The following is a 19337-nucleotide window of genomic DNA, read 5'->3' as shown; positions in this document are numbered from 1 at the left end:
TTCCCTGGTGGGGAAGGACCAGAGATGCGGTCATGACGAACGCCGGGGAGCGCGTGGCCCTTAATTACGAACACTGGCAGGACAAGTACTACCAGCTGTTGCTGCCCATCGCGCAGCGGCTCTGCAGGGGGGCTCAGGGGCTGGACCCCAAGGACCTCGTGCAGGAGACCCTCTTTCGCTTCATCAAGCACTTCGCGGGCTCCCTGGACGACCGGGGAGATGAGCCCATGGATGGCTGGCTCATCGCCGTGATGAACCGTCATTTCGTGGACCTGCAGCGGAGCGCCATGGGTCGGAAACGTGCCGAAGACGATCCGACCATCACCCGCTGGACCCTGAGCCAGGGGGAAAGCACGTCCACCTACGAGCGCATCACGGCAGAGCGCTTCGACCGGGCCGTGGACCAACTCCCCCCGCTGCAGCGCGTGACCTTCCTGCTCCATGTTCAGGGCCTGGGCAACCAGGAGATCGCCACGCGCCTGGCCATCAAGCCGAATGCCGTGGCCAAGCGCCTGTTCGATGCGCGCCAGCGGTTGAACGAACTCCTCCTGCCTTATGTCGATGAAGGAACCCACTGATGTCCAAGCCCTGTGATCAACTGCCGCTCTTCGCGGATGGAGGCCTGCCGCTCGCGGAGTCTCAGGCGTTTGGCAGACACCTGGCGGACTGCGCGCACTGCCAGACGGAGCTGACGCGGCACCTCCAGCTTGACCAGATGGGACGGCGCTACCTGGAACGGCATGGGCCTATCACCATTCCGTGGCACGCCATGCCCCGCAACCGATGGCTCGCCGCGGGGGCGGCCCTGGTCGCGGTAGCGCTCGGGGTGCTCCTGGGCGTGGGCGGAGTGGGCCGGCGAGTGTCCTCCCCGGAGCCCTCGCTGTGGGCTGGGACGACGCGGGCGCTGGAGGCACGTGTCACCTACCCGGAAGCGGACAAGTACCGCCGGCCTGCCCAGACGTTGATGGGCGGAGGCACGCCCTCCACCACCACCGCCGACCGACCACTGACGGTGATGAGTGAGCTGGACCGAAGGGGAGACCTGTCCCAACTCGTGGCCGCGTACCTGACCGCGAGGCCCCCAGAGCCCGATAACGCGAAGGATCTCCTGAAGCGGATGCAAGCCGAGCGGCAGGGGGAGCCAGCCGACCTGCTCAGCGACCTGGGCGCGGCCTTCTACGCCTCCGCGAAGAAGACCCAGGGTTCCGCCTCGGCGCTGCTCGAACTGAGAGAAGCCTTGCGGCTGCTCCATCAGGCCCTCCTGCTCAAGCCCACCCATCTCCAGGCACACTGGAACCGCGCGCTCGTGTACCGGGACCTGGGCCTGCCGTTGCTGGCCATCCAGGACCTGGAGGCGGTCGAGGGGCAGGAGACCCATCCCGGCTGGCGTGCCGAGGCCCGCGAGAAGCGCCTGAAGCTCGCGGACGTGACGACGCGCCGGCAGCGATGGGAGGCCGCGAACAGCGCGGGCGCCGAGCTCGTGGCGCGAGGTGCCCAGGCGCTCGATGAGGCCATGCGGTACTCCGATGTGCCGATGATGCGGCGTGACTTCTACCATGCGGTGCGAAGCCGCACCTCGCGCGAGGACGTGCTCGCGCTCCTTCCGTTGGCGGAGGCACTGGACGCGAAAGCGGGACAGCAGACCGTGCTGGCCGACTATCTCCGCTCGGTCGCGAGCCGGGACTTTTCGCGCCGGGCCTCCCTGGCGGAGGCCTACGGCCGGTGGGTGATGGGGGCGGTGGAGCCCTCTGGAAAGGAATCCCTGCTGCGCGCATTCCTGGACTCGAACGAGGACGACATCACGCTGGGCGCGTTGGTGATGTTCTCACCCCGAGGTCCCGATTCGGAGTACGGGGAGAAGCTGATCACGCTGGGCAACAGCAGCCAGGACCCCTGGTTCAAGGTCCTGGCGCTTCAGGAGCGCGCGGATCGCTCTCGCCAGAAGGACCGATATGACCTTGCGCTCTCGGACCTGAAGCAGGCCTTGGAACTCTGCACGCAGGAGCACCTCGTCTATCGGTGCACGGAGGTTCGCAACGACCTGGCGTATGTGTCCGGTTGGCGATTCCAGCTCCAGGATGCAGAGCGATTCGCCCGTGAAGGGCTCACCCAAGCGCGGCTGGGGCAGTGGGAGCAGGAGCGCATGCTGCTCCAGGCGCTTGGCAGCGTGGCTCGCATGTCCGCTGATGTGACTTTGGGCCGGGCCTATTTCGGGGAGGCCTTGCTGATGGGGGGCGGGAAGGGGCTCGCGCGCGACATCCATGAGAATCTGGCGCATCTGGCCATCACGGCGCTGGAATTGGATGTGGCGCGGGACGAAATCAACCAGGCACTGGCCACTGGCCTGCCGTTGACCCGGCATGGGGTGGCCGCACTGGCGGACATCGCCCGGACCCATCGTGTGTCCGGAGATGTGGAGGCCGTGCGGCAGGGCCTGGATTCGGATCTCCCGGTGACTGAAGGCCAGCGCGCCTTCGTCAAATCCCTGCAGGGGCGGTTCCTCCTCGATGTGGATCCGGCGCAAGGGCATGCGCTGCTCATGGACGCCATCGAACAGGCGGCACGTGCCGAGGCCGCGGCCAGCGGGGCGGGCTGGACGGACATCACGGCTCAGCATGCCCGCGCCTACGGTTTCACTTCGCTCATCTTCGACGATGCCCGGAGAGAGGACTTCTCAGCGGCCCTGGCGCGCTTTGGGAACGAGCTGGGCTTCGACACGCCGGGAAGTTGTGTCCTGGGCCTCACCGAGGACACGGAGCGACAGTTGTTGGTGGGTCGCGGCGCGGATGGACAGCTCCTGAAGCAGTACATCCCGACGCGGACAGAGCGGATGCCGGTGGACATGGCCGACGTGGTCCCCCCGGACATGGTGAAGGCCCTACGTCCCTGCGGCTCGGTGGATGTGCTGGCTCGGCCACCCCTCCAGGGCCGTTCGGGCCTGTTGCCCGCGGACATGGCCTGGCGCTACCGGGCACTGGCCGCGGCGCGACAGCCTCCGGTGGGGCGGGGCACCCACCTGGTCGTCAACGAGGTCCGTTACGCCGAGCAGCGCAACGAATCGCCATTGCGGTGGACCGCGCGTATCACGCCCGACGAGGACCTGGTGACCCTGACAGACCTGGCGGCCACGCCCAGCCGCGTGCTGGCGGAAATGCCCAAGGCCTCGGAGATCGACCTGGCGACCCATGGGAAGGTCGCGCCGGGGCCGAAGAGCACCTACTTGTTGCTGGCGCCCGAGACGAACGGCTCGGACATGCTGACCGAGGAGCTCATCCGCAAGATGAAGCTGCTCAAGGCCCCCCTGGTCATCCTCGCGGCCTGTGATGCGGCACGGGGCACGACGGCCCTCCACGAACTCGGCAGCCTCCCCAATGCCTTCCTGGCCGCGGGGGCTCGCGGCGTGGTGGCTGCGACCTTGCCCATCCCCGACGAAGACTCGTCCGTGTTCTTCGGGAACGTTCGGGACCGCCTTCGCGCGGGAAGCCCGCTTGGCACGGCGGTCCGCGACGAACGGCAGCAGTGGTTGCAGCGAAGTGCATCCAACAACTGGGTCAACGGGGTCCTGGTCTTCGAATAGGCAGAAGCCGCCCGAACGCAGTCAACATCTTTCAGGAGAAGAGACAATGCATGGGAAGGCATTGAAGCCACAGGTGTATTCGAAGTGGGATGGCCGCCCGTTCTTCGAGGGACAACCCGAGGAGGGACGTCAGGTCTACATCGAAACGTCCACGAAGGGGTTCGTCGGGTCTGGGGTAATGGACGGAGTGGACCGCATCCTCTTTGAAGTGCATGGCACTCATTTGGAGCGTCCCCGCTTCGAGGCCCAGGTGCGGTCGGAGAGCGCCGCGGTCTTCCTGGGTCCTCCGCCGACCGACACCAATGCGGGGGGCACCAAGGCGGGCTCCGGCACGGACCGTCCCGGCCTGACGCTCCCCGAGGCCGAGAAGGCGTCGGCGCTCCGCCAGGGCGCGGAGGGCACCGCGAAGGTTCCGGCGCCCGCCGAGCGGCTTCCCGACGCGAAGAAGGAGAAGCCGTGACCTTCCAGCTGCTGCTGGCCCATTCCGGGAGCGGAAGACCCGTCCTGGAAGAGGGCCTCCCCTGGGAAGCTTTCGCGGACGCGCTGGCGCCGGCGCCGGTGCCCATTCCCTCCCATCTCCACAACTTCGCGGGACCGCCTGACCAACTGCGTGAACAGCGCTGGGCGCTGCTGGTCCCGGACACGCCGCGGGGGCGGGCCGTGGAAGTCCGTCTCGCGCGCCTGTGCGAACTGCGGTCCCAGGAGCAGGGTGCTCCAGTGGAGACCTACCGGGTGCCGCCAGGAATGGATGCGGTCCAGGCTGACGACTTCCGTGTTCGGACGTTGCACGCCTGGTCGCGTCCCGAGCGGGACCATGCGAGGTATGTGTTGCTGGCGGGAGGGTTGGATGAACTCTCGCTGGAGCTACACACCTCCCTCGTGGAGGACGGTGGTTGCTTCGTGGGCCGCCTGGCGTTCGATGAAGAGGCGGACTACTCGTCCTACGTCGAGAAGGTCCTGGCTCACACCTGTGTCTCCGAGCCGCACCAGCGGGCCCGTGCGGTGTTCCTCGCCGTCAACGACATGTCGCTCGCCACGCGGATGGGGCAGCGAAATCTTGTCGCGCCGACCGTCGAACGGTGCCGGGAGGAGCACGGTCAGAACCACTTCCCCGCGAGCGAGCTCCTGGAGGAGACGCTTCCGGAAGGGGGGCTGGAGCGGCTCCTTGAAGTGGCCGGAGCGGCTGTTCCGAGCCTGCTCTTCACGATGAGCCACGGACTGGGTGCACCCGAAGGAGGCTGGAGCAGCGCGCTGGCCCAGCGACAGGGGCAGGGCAACATGTACATGGGGGGAGGCGTGGTGTTGACGCCAGAGGAACTCCGGCGCCGGCCGTTCCTGCCGGGCGGTGTCTGGTTCTACTTCGCCTGCTTCGGGGCGGGCACTCCGCTCCAGAGTGTGTATGAGCCCTGGATGAAGCAGTTCGTGGAGTCCGGGAAGGCGTCTCCACGCATCCTGGAGAGCATCCGCCGGTCACGCCCGCAGGACGGCCGCTCGTTCAGCGCGGCCCTGCCCCAGGCCGCGCTGGCGAATCCCGAAGGTCCGCTCGCGGTCATCGCCCACCTGGACATGGCCTGGATCCACGCCTTCCACGACGTGCTGACGGGTCAGTCCCATGCCTACCGGCTCGAGTCGGTGATGACGAAGTTGCTGCAGGGCTATCGCGCGGGCGTTTCTCTCCAGATGCTCCTTCGTCACGCGGGCCAGTTGGACGCACAGCTGAGCCGGCACTACCAGCAGGACGCCGTGAAGCCGTCCAAGGACCCCTTGCCGCTGGACGTGCGCATCGAGCGAGCACGCCTGTGGATGGAGCGGCACGACGTCACCCGCTACGTCCTCTTGGGCGACCCGGCGGTGCGGCTCGTGACGCCAGGCTGAAGTCTGGTGATGGGTGCGGGTAATAACGGCCGCGCCCATCGTGATCTTCATGCCATGAGCAATCCACTCCCCAGCTACTTCATCGACTTCCTCCAGAAGATCCGTCCCACCCCCGCGCAGCGTGCCGACATGATCCAGGGCCACTCGCTGCTCCGGAAACGCCTGCAGGAGGACACGGCACTGGTTCCCGGGTTCGTCGGTATGTTCCTGCAGGGCAGCTACAAGCGGCGCACGGCGGTACGTCCCAAGGATGAGAACCGCGCGGATGTCGACCTCGTCGTGGTCACCAAGATGAAGGAGTCCGAGTTCACACCCGACCAGGCGATGGACTGCTTCGAGCCCTTCCTGAAGCGGCACTATCCGGGAAAGTACCAGCGGCAGGGCCGCTCCTTCGGGATCGAGATGTACAGCGTCGAGATGGACCTCGTCATCACCGCGGCGCCAACGGAGGCGGAGGCCGGCATCTATAGCGACCTCGCGAAGCGTGAAGCGCAGGTCCGTCTTGACGAGGAATACTCGGAAGAACTCTTGATCAAATCTGATCAGGAGGAGGAGATCTGGAAGGCGCATTGGCTGCGCATCCCCGACAGGGCGGCGGGAGCCTGGCAGGACACCCATCCGCTCGCGCAGTTGCGCTGGACGAATCAGAAGAACGCTCGGACTTCCGGCCACTTCGTCAACGTCGTCAAGGCGCTCAAATGGTGGCGGTTGGTCCACCTGAAGGAGCTTCCCGAACGCCCCAAGAGCTATCCCTTGGAGCACCTGCTGGGAGATTGCTGTCCCGAGGGCATCACGTCTGTGGCCGAGGGCGTGGTGCGGACCCTGGAGGACTTCCATCGTCGCTATGGAGGGCATGTGGCTGCCGCGCAGGTTCCGTACGCGCAGGACCGGGGCGTGGACCAGAACGTCATGGCACGCATTTCCAGCGATGACTTCTCGAAGTTCCATGCCCAGGTGGGCGTCGCCGCGAAGCTGGCGCGCAAGGCCTTCGAGTCCCCCGACGCCCAGACCGCGGCGCCGCTATGGCGGGAGCTCTTCGGAGACAAGTTCCCTTCCGCGCCCGAAGGAGGACCGAAGAAGTCGTTCACTCCCCATGAGGGAGGAAGCGGGAGCGTGGATTCCGGCAGGTTCGCGTGAAGCAGGTGCCGGAGCTGACGGAGGACCTGCGCATGGGGCGGCGGGTTCTGGATGGTCGATCCGACGTCGTGCTGCTCGGTGACCTGTGGTGGGACTCGGAGACGTCGGTCTGGGTGCTTCCGCTGCGCGTGCGGGCTGATACTCGGGGAAGCACCATTCCTGAGTGGACGGAGTGGTACTTCTTCATCGACGCGAGCTATCCCCTGGGGCGCGTCGACGTTCATCCGTCGAAGACCGGGAGCCTCGAAAAAACCTATCCGCACCAGCGGTTGAACACGCCGGGGCCGGCCACCCGGCCCTGGCGCGATGGGCTGCTGTGCCTCCAGACGGGAAGGGCGTCTCTCGGCTTCAGGGTGGAGGAAGAGGAGGCTCGCGATTCCTCGAGCCGGATCGAGTGGTATGTCCACGCGCTTCAGGAGTGGCTCATGGCCGCGGCGCGCGGTCAGCTCCTTGCCCCGGGACAGCCCTTCGAGCTTCCGGACCTGCCGATTCGGGACCGTGCCCGGGTGGTCTTCAGTGAAGGTCCCGAGACGTTCTCCCGCTGGAACGCGCTCACGGATTCACGCGGGTGGGCGGAACTGGTGCCCTTGCCCGGCAACCCACGGGTGTTCGCGGTGCGCGCCTTCTATTCGTTCGAGGGGCACTGGCTGTTCTCACTGGAATGGGGAGATCTTCTCAACAGGGTCCCGCGCAAGCGACGTGTGCGGATTCCATGGATGCGCTGCAAGGAACTCCCCCTGCTCCCTGTCCACGCCGCGCCCACCACCTGGCAGGACCTGGAGCGCGCAGCCAAGGCCCAGCATTGGGACTTGAGGGACGACTTGATGGCGTTCGCTGAGCGACTCCGGGATGGAACGAGGCACCTCTGCCTCATGGGCTTCCCTGTGTCCGCGAGGGTAGGAGAGCCCGCCGTGCGGACGCACTGGTGGGCGGCGCGGCTGCCGGTCTTCTCCCACGGAGACGTGGCGCTGCGCGGGTACTCTCGCACCGTGCGGAACCGTCAGGCGTATGACCTGACGAACCTGTTCGCCAGACCGCTGCCTGTGGATTGGCTCCAGACCGATGACTGGGCTCCCGAGGAGCTTCGCAGCCGTGGGGCGCTGCCGGAGGAACTGCGGCGTTCATGGATCCTGCTGCTCGGTGCGGGATCGCTGGGGTCCGCGGTCGCGGAGATGCTGGTGCGAGGAGGCGTGTGCCGACTGGTCGTCATGGACCCTGACATCGTCGAGGGTGGCAACCTGGTGCGGCACACGCTGGACCTGACGGAGGTGGGAGCCTCCAAGGCCCGCGCACTCGCGGAGCGGTTGCGTTCCATCAGCCCGGACCTCCAGGTGCATGCCCTTGCGCAGTCGTTGGAACTGGCGCCCCAGCAGCCCCACTGGCTCGTGTCCCGGTGCGAAACGGTCATCGACTGCACTGCTTCCAATGATGTCCTCGAAGCGCTGGCGCGAATCACCTGGGATGAGCCCCGGCTCTTCTTCTCCGCGTCCTTTGGCGTAGGGGCGCGGCGGGTCCTGTGCTTCAGCGCCACTGGCACATCTTTTCCCGTGAAGTCTTTCTGGGCGCAGTGCGGGGAATGGATCCGCGAGGACTACAAGGAGTTGCTTCGCACGGACCTGCCACGAGAGGGCGTCGGGTGCTGGCATCCGGTCTTTCCTGCTCGGGCGGATGACGTGATGCTGGCTGCGGCCCTCACCGTGAAGGCATTGGTGCGGTCCGCGAAGCTGCGCCCCATGACCCGGGTGGAGACGTATTCCCGCGAAGGGACAGACGATGACTTCCAGGGGGTACGCCGAGGGGACGGCACAGGTGCGCATGCCGGACCTTGAGTTTCATTCAGAGGATGCGTGCTTCCAGGTGCACCTGCCCCAACCCCTGCTGCGAAAGCTGCTCAAGCTCTGCCGGGCTTCTGAGCAGCACGAGACAGGCGGTATCCTGGTGGGGCACTACTCCGAGGCGCTCGACTGCGCCCGGGTTCGCAGGGTGTCCAGCCCACCGCCGGATTCGAAGCGAGGACTGGCATGGTTCGAGCGTGGAACGAAAGGACTGCAGGCGCTACTCGACCGCAGCTGGAGTTCCCGCCGCGACCACTACCTCGGGGAGTGGCATTTCCACCCGTTCGCGGCGCCGATCCCCAGTGCAACGGACTTGAGGCAGCTCATGTCGATTGCCCGCGATCCCCGCTATCGGTGTCCGGAGCCGCTGTTGCTGATTGTCGGTGGGGACCCGACGGGAGAATGGTCCGTCAGTGTCCATGTCGTTCCCCGAGATGCCGAGGCGGTCCCGCTGCCGCGGGTGTGAGTGCGTCTTGGGGCGTGTCATTCCTGAGCTGTCATCCGTTCTTCATGTGACGTGACCCCATGGGCGAACAAAGCGCATCTCGAATGCAGGGCGACCGCTACCAGCACCTCTTCAGCTGGTACGTATTGCTGTCGCTGCTGGACGAAGACAGTCCTTTCGCGTCCGCCTTCGTCGAACATCCCGAGGCGGGCGCGGCGGACGACGTCACCCTGCACCCTCGCCCTGGTATGAAAGCGGCCAGCCGGTACATGCAGGTGAAATGGCATGTGGACCACCGGGCGCTCTACACGTTGCAAGGGCTGACGGAAACGGTCGGCCGGGGACGGTCGCTCCTCCAGAAGCTCTTCGCGTCCTGGAAGACACTGCGCGAACAGGGTCCCGTGGAGGTGTGGCTGGTGAGCAACTGGCCTGCGGATCCGGAGCTGGGAGGGTATCTCCAGGGCAGGGACTGGAGCCTCACCCAGGAGTTTTTCGTAGAGTCTCCAGCGGGCGCGCTGAAGGCCGCACGAGCGCGCTGGCTGGAGCACCTGGGGGTGGAGTGGGACGTTCTGCGCGTCTTCTGCGCGGACCTGCGGTTCCGCCTGGGCCTGGCGAGCATGGTGGAACTGGAAGAGCGCGTGGATGAGCGCATGCGCAGGCACGGGCTGAGGCAGGGCCCGGAGCCCCGAGCCATCGCGTTGGATGTGATTCGGGAGTGGATCGAGGTCGGTGGCGAAGCCAAGCGGTTGGACAGGGCGAAGCTCCAGATGTTCATCCGGGACCGGGGGCTCCTGGCGCCGAGGCTCAGCACGCCGGGCGTGGGGCTATGGATCCACGGGTGGGCCCGGCGCCAGTGGCGCGAACCACCGATGGTGGAATTGGACTGGACGCAGTACTTCAACAGGGACACCCGTGCGGTGCCGACGGAGTCGGTCTGGCGCGAGCGGCTGCTCCCAGCGCTTCGCGAGGCACAGCGGCGGCTGGCATCCCGAGCACCTGAGACATTGATCGACTTCCGGGGGAAGGTGCCGCTGTCGGTTTCGCTGGCCGTGGGGGCCGCGTTTCCGGAGGTGGCTGGGGACCGCATCCGGGTGGAACAGGCAACACGCGGCGAAACGGTGCTGTGGCGCTCGGACGCGACGCCAACGCGGCGGGAGCTGCGGAGCACCGAGCGAGAGGGAACACCGGACGCGAAGGACCTGCTGGTGGTGTTCCAACTCACGGGTGACGCGGGCCCGGACGTGGAGCGGTTCGAAGCCGAGCATCCAGGGCGCTTCCGCGCTGTCCTGGTGCTGGAGTCGGATGGAGGGCCGCACGATGGTGCGGTGAAATCGGACGGAGACGCAGTCGCCTTCGCGGTGCGGGCACGCGAACTCATCCGCCAGTCCCGCGTCCGGTTTCGCACCGCCACCACGCATCTCATCCCCTACGCCCCAGCAGGCTGCTGCCTCTTTCTGGGCCAGCGCCTCAATGCGATGGGTTTGGTGGTGGCCTACGAGCGGACTGCCAAGGGTGGTTATGTCCCTTTCTTGGTGCTGGAAACCGGGTGAAGCTCTATCCGCCGTCCAGTCGGCGCCACTCGCGAAGCCCCTCGTTGCTGTCCGCCTTCGTCGAGGGCCGTCAAGTCAGACCACCCTGGTAGTCGTTGTCTCGCATGGCTGTGAGGGGGCTTCACGCAAGGCGAGGGGGCGATTCATGGGCGGAAGATGGGCCGTGGTGCTGTGTCTTCTGTTCTGGGCATGGCCCGGCCAGGTTGTCGCACGGGAACGGCTGCCGGTTGAGACCGACGTCGAACCTTCATCCTCTTCCCGCAGCGCCTCTCAGCTCGCGGCAGTGGAGGACTGGCACTTCCTGACCCGGCTCGACGTGTCGACCCTGGCCCTGCTGCCTGGCGGCGACAGCGGGACACGCGAAGGTTTCATCCAGTTTGGTCCTACCCTGATGCTGGATGGTGGCGCGGGGTTCGGCGTCAACCTGGGGGCGCCGGTGCGGCTGCGCCTGTGGGGCGGCGTACGGAACGCGGGTGCCTTCCGCCAGGAAGACTGGGACAGTCTGTCCGACTGGGGGCAACTGATTCGGGCCCTCAAGCTGGGGTCGAATGAAGCGCCCCTGTCGCTGTGGATGGGGGCGCTGGAGCGCTACAGCCTGCTGTCCGGGCATCTTGTGCGGTGCTACTCCAACCGCATCAACCCCGACTACCACCCGGCGGGTGGCTTCCTCACCGGGACGCTCGGCCCCCTCTACGTGGAGGCGTTTGCCTCGGACGTCCTGGGTGCTCGGCTCTTCGGGGCGGAAGCCGAGGTGGACCTGGAGCACGTCCTCTTCGGGCGGCCCGTCCAGGCCGGACGGTACACGCTGGCCGTGTCCGCGGTACACGAGAGTGGCAAGGGAGAGGGGACCTCGCCCAAGGTCACGCTGGCCCACCTGGATGGGACAGCGATGGTGTGGACGCGTCCGGGCTTCGAACTGCACCTGCTGGCCGGCTGGGGCGGCCAGCCTGGAACGGGTGGCGCATGGGGCGCGGTGGCCGGAATCGGTGCGGACGTGGAGAGCCCCGCGTTGAATGCGCGGCTGCGCTTGGAGGCGCGGCGGCAGCACGGAGGCTTCCGCCAAGATGCCTTTGGCCCGGACTACGAGCTGGCGCGCTTTCGCGCGGTGGGCGCTTCCAGACAGCCCCTGGCGAAGGCGTCATTCCCGGACGGGGGTTCTGTCTACGCCGAGGCAGACGTGAGTTGGGACGCAGAGCAGTTGGTGGGAAGGGTGCAGCGGCACCTGACCTTCTCCTGGGCGGTGGAGGTCTTCACCTGGGGGCGCGTGGACACGGACGGACGCCTCGCGCTCCAGCTCTTCGATCGGAACCTGGAACTCGCCGCGAGCGTGCTGGGAATGGGCCTGGGCCAGCCGGGGGCCCGCGTCCTCGTGTCCGGAGAGCTGCGCTGGCGCTTCGCAGGCAGGCTGTACGCGCTGGGACAGGGAGGGACGCTGTTGTTCCCGGAGGCGGACGGGGCGCTGCGTCCGGGTGCCTATGCCTCGCTGGGGGTGGGAGTCGACAATGCGCGCTGAGGTGCTGTTGCTGAGCGCGGTCCTGCTCGTCACGGGCTGTGTTTCCACAAGGCCGTCGTCCAGGCACCCCAGCGTCCTCAATCAGGGCTCGGGGGGCGCGCCCTTGCGTCGTCATCACGCCGAGCGCTCCCTGGACACGGAAGCCGCACGGAGCACACGGGGCCAGGTCGCCGCGCGGGCCGTCCTTCACGGCACCGAGGAGGCTGATGCCTTCGAGCGCTTGTTGATGCTCGCGGGGCTGGACCCCGGGGACGAACTGCCCCTGCGTGCGTCCGCGCTGACGCCAACGCAGGCCGCGCGATTGTTGTCGGTGTTGCTGAAGAAGCCTGTGACCCTGGGCAACTTCCCGCCTCGCATGGGCGCGAGCCTGCTGCTGCGCCAGGTTCTGGAGGGCGACCGCGTGTCGCGGGAAGAACTCCTGCGCCGGATGACACGCCTCGAACGGCTCGCGGTGTTGAGGCCCGACGGATATCTCGCGTGGGTCATCAACGGGCGTACGCAGCAACGCGTGGGGCCGGTGGAGTGGAAGGACGGAGCCTTCGTCGCGCTGGGCTTCGAGCTGGGGCGCTTCTACGTCAACACCGGTGGCGTGTTCCGGCCGACGGATGAGCAGCTCCAGCCCGTGTTCAATGGGTTCGTCGTGGAGGTGTACGACGACGCGGACATCCTCGGCCGCTCACTGGACGGCGCCGGGGACGCGTTCTTCGAGCTGGCCATGTCCATCGGGAAGTTCTTCACCGCTCCAACGGACAGCCTCCTGGCACTTCAACACCTGCCAGAGGGCATCGCCGCCCTCGTCGCTTCCTCTCCCGAGTACCTGGAGCGCTTCACCTTCATGACGCGAGGAGAGCAGGTGAGGGCTGTCGCGAAGCTTTTGACGACGCTCTATGCCGGAGGAGGTGTCGCGAAAGGCTCCACCGGCGCTCTGACCACGGCGATGGGCGGCGCGGACGCCATGCTCCCCGTGCTGTCCCTCACCGGCGAGGGGGCACTGGTGATCGAGCGTGTCGCGATTCCCGTGGGAAGGATGGCCCACGCGTTGGGGACCGGCGTCGGAGGACTCTATGTCCTTGCCTCGGCGGAGCCAGGGGGCGGAAGTGGTTTGAAGGTCGCGCCACCCGAGCGTGTGGTGAACGACCTCAAGGACTTCTCAGGGAAGCGTTTCCAGGCGGGCGCTGAGACGTTCCTTCTCGACAAGAAAGGGCTCCAGCACATCCTCGAACGGCATCACCCCCGGTATTGGGATGGGACGACGAAAGAGGCGCAGAGTTTCTTTGGCGCGAAGATGAGCTTCGAGGACGTGATTCGTGCCATCGAGGCGGTCCTTCAGCAGAACCGGGCGCGGATGGTCGGGCGAGGAACACGCGGGATGTACCAACTGAGGGGGACTGTCGATGGAGTAGAGTACGTCCTGGGACTCAACCAGGGCCGAGTCGGCCAGTTCTACCCTCGATAGGTGAAGCAAGACGCATGGTCCAGATCGCCACCTACTTCAGGCAAGGAGAGGTCTTCGTCCCAATCGATGCCTTCGTCGGCCCCATCCCCGACGAGGACTACATCGAGGGCGCGCTGGAATTCTCCATGGGTGGGCGCTCGATGTTGACCCGCCAGGAGTGGGACTACATCGATCAGCTGTGGGCCTATCTCGTTGGAGGAGTGGCCGATCTTCAAAGGGGGGAAACGTTCCAGACCTTCTTCCCCGATCAGCCCATCGAACTGAGCATCACACCCGATGGGGTCGGTGGGCATGCCACGATGCGTGTCGTCATCGGGGGAGACGTTCGCGAGGCATCAGTAGAACTCGCCGTCCTTGTTGCCGAGGTCCTGAAGGAGGCCAGGCACTTCTTCGAGCGGATTCAGAAGGTGCTGCCCCGGGAGGCCTACCAACAGACACTCCAGGAAATCTCCACGCTGGAGCGGATGCAGGGCTCAGCCTGAAGCCGCGCGCTTCCACCCGCGCCCACCAACCGAGCGTCACCCGCTGAATCCCGCGCCCCGCCGGCCGCCGCATCTGTAGTACGAAGGTCGGCCCCTTCACGGTGACGCTGTGCGCCTCCTCTCGCTCCAGGTCCAGGACTTCCGCAACCTCCCGGCGGTGCAGCTCGCACCCAGCCCCCACTCGACCATCGCCGTGGGCCAGAACGGGCAGGGGAAGACCAACCTCCTGGAGGCGCTCTACTTCCTCGCCACCCTCAAGCCCCTCCGCGCCGGCCGCCTCTCGGAGCTCGTCCGCTGGGGCTCCCAGGCCGCTCGCGTCACCGGCCGCTTCCTCCTCAAGGGCGCCGAGCGCGAAATCTCCGTCGAGGTCGGCGGCGGCACCCGCCAGGCCCTCGTGGACGGCAAGAAGGCCGCCAGCCTCGAGGACTACTTCGGCGGCGTCTCCGTCGTCGCCTTCACCCCTGATGACCTGGAGGTCATCAAGGGCGGACCCGACGCACGCCGCGCGTTCCTCGACCGCGCCGTCTTCAACCGCTTCCCCGCCTTCCTCCGGGAAAGCCGCGAGTACGCCCGCGCCCTCAAGAACCGCAACCGCCTGCTCCGTGACGGCGCCACCGTCGACGCCGCGTACCTCGACGCTTACGACGAGACCCTCGCCCGCGCGGGCGCACGCCTCTACGCCCGCCGCCGCTCGCTGATGGCCGAGCTCGCGCCCCGCGCCCAGGCCACCTTCGCGTCCATCGGCCGCACCGTCGACCCCGCCGTCTACGGCTACCACCCCGCGCACCTCGGCGCCGACTTCGCCCACGCCGACGAGGCCGCGCTCGCCTCCGCCCTGCGCGAAGCCCTCTCCGCGCGCCTGCGCCGTGACCTGGACCGCGGCTTCACCTCCGTGGGCCCGCATGTGGACGACGTGTCCGTGACGCTGGGCGGCCGCAGCGCTCGCGCCTATGCGAGCCAGGGCCAGCAGCGCGCTTTGGTGCTGGGTTGGAAGATTGCCGAGATTGAAAACCTGGAGGCCGCCATGGGCTTCCTCCCCCTGCTGCTGCTGGATGACGTCTCCAGCGAGCTGGACCCCGAGCGCAATGCCTATCTCATGGGCTACCTCGCCCGGAGCGGCGCGCAGGTCTTCCTCACCACCACCGACGCGGGGCTCGTCCGAGCCGCCGCCGCCAGTGACTCCCTCTGGCTCACCGTCCACGCGGGACAGGTGGCCACCGAGCCTCCGTCACAACCCTAGTGCACCCGCCGCCGGTGCCAGGGCCAGTGCACCGACCGGCGCGGATGGTGGGGCAATTCCTGCCGCGTCACGTGCCCGAAGTACTCGAAGCGGAACTCCGCCCAGAGCAGCCCGAACGCCACCGCGAACAGGAACACCGCCATCGTCAGCCACCACACGGTGCCCGTCGCCAACGCGACGATGAACAACACCCCCAGCGCCGCCGCCACCCCCAGCGACACGTCCCGCAGGCGCTTCGACTCGCTGAACGCCATCCCCATCGCCAGCATGGAGATCGCCAGGAGCGGCCACGCCAGCCAGTACGACGTGCGCGCGTACAGGTTGGCAATCGACAGCATGAACAACCCGAATCCAAATATCGCCAGTCCGCCGTCCATCGAATCCTCCTCGGGAGAATCCCCGGCTCCCGGCTGAACATGGGACCTCCTCATGTCCGCAGGCACCCCGCCTCCCCCAGTCCGACCGGGGACACGGCGGGAGAGCAACCCCGGCCTCCCCTCCGGAATAGACTGCGTCTGGCCCCGGTCTCCTTCGTGTCCCCACGAACGCGTGCGCACCTGTCGCCCGGAGTCCATTCGGGGTGCCGGGCCCTCGGCAGGCGCGCGTCCGTGAGTCGACGTTCGCTCCGACGAAGTTCTTGCGGACCTGCCGGGCGTGCACCATGACCATGCCCGCCGTCCCACCGGGCGGACCCGGGACGAACGAAATGGTGCCATGTCGCGTTTGCTGCTGACGCTCGTGCTGTCCGCCCTCCTCGCGGGGTGCCACCGCGCGACGTTCGAGGATTCGGTGCTCCGGAAGTCCGACGTGAAGTACCGCGTCGGCCCGCTGTCCAACGACGTCTGGGAGCGCCGCGGCTTCGCCGACAACGACCTGGCCTTCGTGGAGCGCGGCGACACCGGCCGTGTCATCGCCACCAACTCCACGTGCCGGGACCATGACGACCCGTCCCTCCAGGTCCTCACGAAGCACCTGCTCATGGGCTTCACCGAGCGCCAGGACCTGGGCCAGCGCACCTTCACCCTGGACGACCGCGAGGCCCTGCGAAGCCGCTACGTCGCGAAGCTCGACGGCGTGCCCGTCTCCCTGGAGCTCGTGGTGGTGAAGAAGGACAACTGCGTCTTCGACTTCAGCTACGTCGCCCCCGTGGGCGCCGCCGACGCGCGCATGGCGGACTTCGAGAGCCTCTTCCAGGGCTTCCGCGCGGAGCGCCAGCGATGATGCCCGAGGGGAAGCTCTTCGCCGGCGGCTCCAGCCTCAAGGAGCGCCTGCGCGAGCGCATGGAGTCCCTGGGCGCCCTGTCCGTCATGACGGGCCAGGTGTTCAGCCGCGCCGTGCGCCCTCCCTACGACTGGGCCGGCCTCGTCTTCCACACGGAATCCCTGGGCGTGCGCTCGCTGCCCATCGCGCTGCTCACCGCGACGTTCGCCGGGCTCGTCATCTCGCTCCAGTTCGGCTACTTCCTCGCGCGCTTCGGCGTGCAGTACACCGTGGGCCGCGTCGTCATCCTCACGCTGTTCCGGGAGCTGGCCCCCGTGCTCACCGCCCTCACCGTGGGCGCGCGCATCGGGTCCGGCATCGCCGCGGAACTGGGCTCCATGACCGTGACGGAGCAGGTGGACGCCATCCGCGCGCTGGGCGCGGATCCGTTGCGCAAGCTGGTGGTGCCGCGCGTGTTCGCGTGCCTCATCGTGATGCCGGTGCTCACCGTGTTCTCGGACGTGGTGGGCCTGGTGGGCGGCGCGCTGGTGGTGCGGTCCCAGTACGGCATCTCCCTGGACCAGTTCTCCCAGGGCGCGCTGGACGCGGTGCTGATGGGCGACTTCGTCTCCGGCGTCGTCAAGGGCGCCGTGTTCGGGCTCATCATCGGCCTGGTCGGCTGCTTCAAGGGGCTGGCGGTGGAGGGCGGCACGGAGGGCGTGGGCCGCGCCACCACGCAGACGGTGGCCATCACCTCCGTCACCGTGTGCCTGGCGGACTTCTTCATCACGAAAATCACGCTCTACTTCTGAAGCCAACCGCACCATGCGCAAGGCCCACCACCACCGTGACCCCGCCGTCCCGTTCAGCTTCCGCAAGCCCACGCCGGGCGAGGAGCTCATCCGCTTCGACGGGCTCATCAAACAGTTCGGCGCCAAGCGCATCTACGACGGCGTGGACCTGGACGTGCGCGCCGGCGAGACGCTGGTGGTGCTGGGCGGCTCCGGCGTGGGCAAGAGCGTGCTGCTCAAGTGCCTCATCGGCCTGCTGCACCCGGACGGCGGCAGCATCCTGTTCGAAGGCTATGACCTGGCGAAGTTCTCCGAGGCGCAGTTCCTGGAGGTCCGCAAGCACGTGGCCATGGTGTTCCAGGGCGCGGCGCTGTTCGACTCGCTCAGCGTGGCGGACAACGTGGCGTACCCGCTGCGCGAACACTTCCCCACCATGTCCCGCGCGGAGATCCAGAAGCGCGTGGCGGAGAAGCTGGAGCTGGTGGACCTGCCCAACACGGAGAAGCTGATGCCGTCGGATTTGTCCGGCGGCATGCGCAAGCGCGTGGGCCTGGCGCGCGCCATCGCCACGGAGCCGGAGGTCATCCTCTGGGACGAGCCCACGACGGGCCTGGACCCCGTCACCACGCAGACCATCAACGAGTTGATTGATTCGATGAAGCAGCGCCTGGGCGCCACTTCCATTGTCGTCACGCACGACATGGTGAGCGCCTTCGTGCTGGCGGACCGGATGGCCATGCTGGCCAACCGGAAGATCGTCCAGGTAGGCACCCCGGAGGAGATGCGCCGCTCCCAGGTGCCGGAGGTGCGCGCCTTCATCGACGCGCGCCGCCTGGAGCTGAACCCCCGGGGAACACCATGAGTCTCTTCACGTCGACCTCGAAGGAGAAACGCCTGGCCGTGCGAGCAGGCCTCTTCGTCGCCGTTGGCCTCGCCGTGGCTGGCGTCGTCGTCTTCTTCATCGGCCGCGAGTCCAACCTCTTCCAACGCCAGGTCATCTTCCACACCTACTTCCCGAGCGTGGACGGCCTGAGCGACCAGTCCCCTGTGTGGATTGGCGGCCTGAAGGTGGGCCGCGTGAACAGCGTGTCCTTCTCCCAGGACCTGAAGGACAGCCGCCTGCAGGTGGAGCTCCAGGTGGCCAGCACCTACGCCAGCCGCATCCGCGCGGACTCCGTGGCCCGCCTCACCAGCATGGGCGTCCTGGGCGACAAGGCGGTGGACATCTCCCTGGGCAGCGCGGACAAGCCCGCCGTGGAGCCCGGCGGCGTCATCCAGTCCAGCAGCGGCGGGGACCTGTCCAGTCTCATGTCCAGCGCCAGCCGCGTGATGGAGAACTCCGTCGAAATCAGCGAGTCCCTCAAGGACGCCGTGAAGGCCTACTCGAACCCGGACCTGTCGCGGGACCTGGCCCGGAGCATCGCCTCGCTGCGCAAAATCATAGAGGAGGTGGAGAAGGGCAACGGCGCCCTGCACGCGCTCATCTACGACCCGCGCACGGGCCAGGAGGTGAACACGCTGCTCGCCAACGCGTCCGGCGCCGCGAAGCGCATGGACGGCGCCCTGGGCCACGTGGAGGCCATCCTGTCGGAGGTGCGCCGCGGCGACGGCACCGCGCACGCGCTCATCTACGGCCAGGACGGCGCGGTGGCCATGCGCGAGCTGGGCGCGGCCGCCGGCCAGCTCGCGGGCCTGCTGGAGGACGCGAAGAAGAGCCCCAACGGCGCCGTGCACCAGCTCGTCTACGGCGACGCCAAGGGCATGTTCGCGGACCTGGGCAGCGCCGCCGCGGACATCAAGACCATCACCGCCACCGTGGCCAGGGGCGACGGCACCCTGGGCGCGCTCGTCAACGACCCCACCGTCTACGACGACCTGCGCGAGGTGCTGGGCAACGTGAAGCGCAACCGCATCCTCCGCGCCCTGGTGCGCTTCTCCGTGAGCAACCGCGAGTCCCTGGACCAGGTGGGAGCCCCCCAGACGGCGCCCACCCCGCTCACGCCCGCCGCCGCCGACGCGGGCGACACCGCCGCTCCATCCGAGCCTGCCGCCCCCGCCCCCGCGTCAACGCCCTGAGCCAACGGGCCGCGTCAGCGGGTGCCGGCTGTTTTGCGTGGCGAGTCATCATTTGAGCCCATACTGTTTTACGATGTTTCCAGGACTGTCCGTGGATTGACTCTGGAGTCACTAAGATCGTATTCCAGCTCCCCCCTACTTTTCGAGGAGTTGGGAAACC

Annotated in this window: 17 protein-coding genes; 16 read left to right on the top strand and 1 reads right to left on the bottom strand. The window is 67.5% G+C overall.

The features are described 5' to 3' along the window. The first annotated feature begins 32 nt into the window (after window positions 1–32). From D7X99_RS18650 to D7X99_RS18595, 12 genes are all read left to right on the top strand, one after another. Window positions 33–578: an RNA polymerase sigma factor gene (locus tag D7X99_RS18650; RefSeq protein WP_121778951.1), complete on the top strand. Its 546-nt coding sequence runs from the start codon at window positions 33–35 to the stop codon at window positions 576–578. Next, window positions 578–3577 carry a CHAT domain-containing protein gene (locus tag D7X99_RS18645; protein WP_233613512.1) on the top strand — a complete coding sequence of 1000 codons (3000 nt, stop codon included), beginning with the start codon at window positions 578–580 and terminating at the stop codon, window positions 3575–3577. The genes D7X99_RS18650 and D7X99_RS18645 overlap by 1 nt, the downstream gene beginning before the upstream one ends. Before the next feature lie 46 nt (window positions 3578–3623). Continuing rightward, a complete protein-coding gene (locus tag D7X99_RS18640) occupies window positions 3624–4037 on the top strand; it encodes a hypothetical protein (protein ID WP_121752555.1) in 414 nt (137 codons plus the stop codon). After that, window positions 4034–5452, top strand: a complete 1419-nt coding sequence (locus tag D7X99_RS18635; protein WP_121778949.1) for a hypothetical protein — start codon at window positions 4034–4036, stop codon at window positions 5450–5452. Before D7X99_RS18640 ends, D7X99_RS18635 begins: the two co-directional genes overlap by 4 nt. 9 nt (window positions 5453–5461) lie before the next feature. Continuing rightward, a complete protein-coding gene (locus tag D7X99_RS18630; RefSeq protein ID WP_233613510.1) occupies window positions 5462–6589 on the top strand; it encodes a nucleotidyltransferase in 1128 nt (375 codons plus the stop codon). Beyond that, on the top strand, window positions 6586–8418 hold the full coding sequence (locus D7X99_RS18625; RefSeq protein ID WP_121778947.1) for a ThiF family adenylyltransferase: 1833 nt from the start codon (window positions 6586–6588) through the stop codon (window positions 8416–8418). The genes D7X99_RS18630 and D7X99_RS18625 overlap by 4 nt, the downstream gene beginning before the upstream one ends. After that, complete coding sequence (locus tag D7X99_RS18620) at window positions 8405–8890, top strand: Mov34/MPN/PAD-1 family protein (protein ID WP_158627029.1); 486 nt, start codon at window positions 8405–8407, stop codon at window positions 8888–8890. The genes D7X99_RS18625 and D7X99_RS18620 overlap by 14 nt, the downstream gene beginning before the upstream one ends. A 59-nt stretch (window positions 8891–8949) precedes the next feature. Next, window positions 8950–10419 (top strand): SAVED domain-containing protein, encoded by a 1470-nt coding sequence (locus D7X99_RS18615; RefSeq protein WP_121778945.1) that lies wholly within the window; start codon window positions 8950–8952, stop codon window positions 10417–10419. A gap of 145 nt (window positions 10420–10564) precedes the next feature. After that, the gene (locus tag D7X99_RS18610; protein ID WP_121778944.1) at window positions 10565–11932 is read left to right on the top strand and encodes a hypothetical protein; all 1368 of its coding nucleotides are present in this window, start codon (window positions 10565–10567) and stop codon (window positions 11930–11932) included. A 103-nt stretch (window positions 11933–12035) separates the two neighbouring features. Further along, window positions 12036–13388, top strand: coding sequence for a hypothetical protein (locus D7X99_RS18605; protein ID WP_147476179.1), 1353 nt, complete (start codon window positions 12036–12038; stop codon window positions 13386–13388). A 14-nt stretch (window positions 13389–13402) separates the two neighbouring features. Continuing rightward, window positions 13403–13870: a hypothetical protein gene (locus D7X99_RS18600; RefSeq protein ID WP_121761081.1), complete on the top strand. Its 468-nt coding sequence runs from the start codon at window positions 13403–13405 to the stop codon at window positions 13868–13870. A 109-nt stretch (window positions 13871–13979) separates the two neighbouring features. Then, window positions 13980–15110, top strand: coding sequence for a DNA replication/repair protein RecF (locus D7X99_RS18595; protein ID WP_121778942.1), 1131 nt, complete (start codon window positions 13980–13982; stop codon window positions 15108–15110). Here D7X99_RS18595 and D7X99_RS18590 read toward each other — a convergent pair. Beyond that, window positions 15107–15487, bottom strand: a complete 381-nt coding sequence (locus D7X99_RS18590; protein WP_121778941.1) for a hypothetical protein — start codon at window positions 15485–15487, stop codon at window positions 15107–15109. The two genes, D7X99_RS18595 and D7X99_RS18590, sit on opposite strands and share 4 nt — an antisense overlap. Window positions 15488–15824: 337 nt before the next feature. On the opposite strand from D7X99_RS18590, the gene D7X99_RS18585 reads away from it, so the two are divergent. The 4 genes from D7X99_RS18585 to D7X99_RS18570 are packed head-to-tail and all read left to right on the top strand — an operon-like array spanning window position 15825 to window position 19177. Continuing rightward, the gene (locus tag D7X99_RS18585) at window positions 15825–16331 is read left to right on the top strand and encodes a hypothetical protein (RefSeq protein WP_121778940.1); all 507 of its coding nucleotides are present in this window, start codon (window positions 15825–15827) and stop codon (window positions 16329–16331) included. After that, entirely contained in the window at window positions 16328–17122 is a 795-nt protein-coding gene (locus tag D7X99_RS18580; protein WP_121778939.1) for an ABC transporter permease, read from the top strand. The genes D7X99_RS18585 and D7X99_RS18580 overlap by 4 nt, the downstream gene beginning before the upstream one ends. Before the next feature lie 13 nt (window positions 17123–17135). After that, window positions 17136–17963 carry an ABC transporter ATP-binding protein gene (locus D7X99_RS18575; protein ID WP_121778938.1) on the top strand — a complete coding sequence of 276 codons (828 nt, stop codon included), beginning with the start codon at window positions 17136–17138 and terminating at the stop codon, window positions 17961–17963. Next, entirely contained in the window at window positions 17960–19177 is a 1218-nt protein-coding gene (locus tag D7X99_RS18570; RefSeq protein ID WP_121778937.1) for an MlaD family protein, read from the top strand. Before D7X99_RS18575 ends, D7X99_RS18570 begins: the two co-directional genes overlap by 4 nt. Window positions 19178–19337: the final 160 nt, after the last annotated feature.

Origin of the sequence: Corallococcus sp. AB032C (assembly GCF_003668935.1) — a bacterium.
GTDB classification, from domain to species: Bacteria; Myxococcota; Myxococcia; order Myxococcales; family Myxococcaceae; genus Corallococcus; species Corallococcus exiguus.
This window is presented reverse-complemented; position numbering and strand designations above follow the sequence as displayed.

What these genes read in the sequence shown, in the direction of transcription:
- D7X99_RS18610 (WP_121778944.1), top strand. Translation starts at nt 10,565, where the DNA reads ATGGGCGGAAGATGGGCCGTGGTGCTGTGTCTTCTGTTCTGGGCATGG.
- D7X99_RS18645 (WP_233613512.1), top strand. Translation starts at nt 578, where the DNA reads ATGTCCAAGCCCTGTGATCAACTGCCGCTCTTCGCGGATGGAGGCCTG.
- D7X99_RS18630 (WP_233613510.1), top strand. Translation starts at nt 5,462, where the DNA reads ATGGGTGCGGGTAATAACGGCCGCGCCCATCGTGATCTTCATGCCATG.
- D7X99_RS18640 (WP_121752555.1), top strand. Translation starts at nt 3,624, where the DNA reads ATGCATGGGAAGGCATTGAAGCCACAGGTGTATTCGAAGTGGGATGGC.
- D7X99_RS18600 (WP_121761081.1), top strand. Translation starts at nt 13,403, where the DNA reads ATGGTCCAGATCGCCACCTACTTCAGGCAAGGAGAGGTCTTCGTCCCA.
- D7X99_RS18615 (WP_121778945.1), top strand. Translation starts at nt 8,950, where the DNA reads ATGGGCGAACAAAGCGCATCTCGAATGCAGGGCGACCGCTACCAGCAC.
- D7X99_RS18570 (WP_121778937.1), top strand. Translation starts at nt 17,960, where the DNA reads ATGAGTCTCTTCACGTCGACCTCGAAGGAGAAACGCCTGGCCGTGCGA.
- D7X99_RS18585 (WP_121778940.1), top strand. Translation starts at nt 15,825, where the DNA reads ATGTCGCGTTTGCTGCTGACGCTCGTGCTGTCCGCCCTCCTCGCGGGG.
- D7X99_RS18620 (WP_158627029.1), top strand. Translation starts at nt 8,405, where the DNA reads ATGCCGGACCTTGAGTTTCATTCAGAGGATGCGTGCTTCCAGGTGCAC.
- D7X99_RS18650 (WP_121778951.1), top strand. Translation starts at nt 33, where the DNA reads ATGACGAACGCCGGGGAGCGCGTGGCCCTTAATTACGAACACTGGCAG.
- D7X99_RS18575 (WP_121778938.1), top strand. Translation starts at nt 17,136, where the DNA reads ATGCGCAAGGCCCACCACCACCGTGACCCCGCCGTCCCGTTCAGCTTC.
- D7X99_RS18590 (WP_121778941.1), bottom strand. Translation starts at nt 15,487, where the DNA reads ATGGACGGCGGACTGGCGATATTTGGATTCGGGTTGTTCATGCTGTCG.
- D7X99_RS18580 (WP_121778939.1), top strand. Translation starts at nt 16,328, where the DNA reads ATGATGCCCGAGGGGAAGCTCTTCGCCGGCGGCTCCAGCCTCAAGGAG.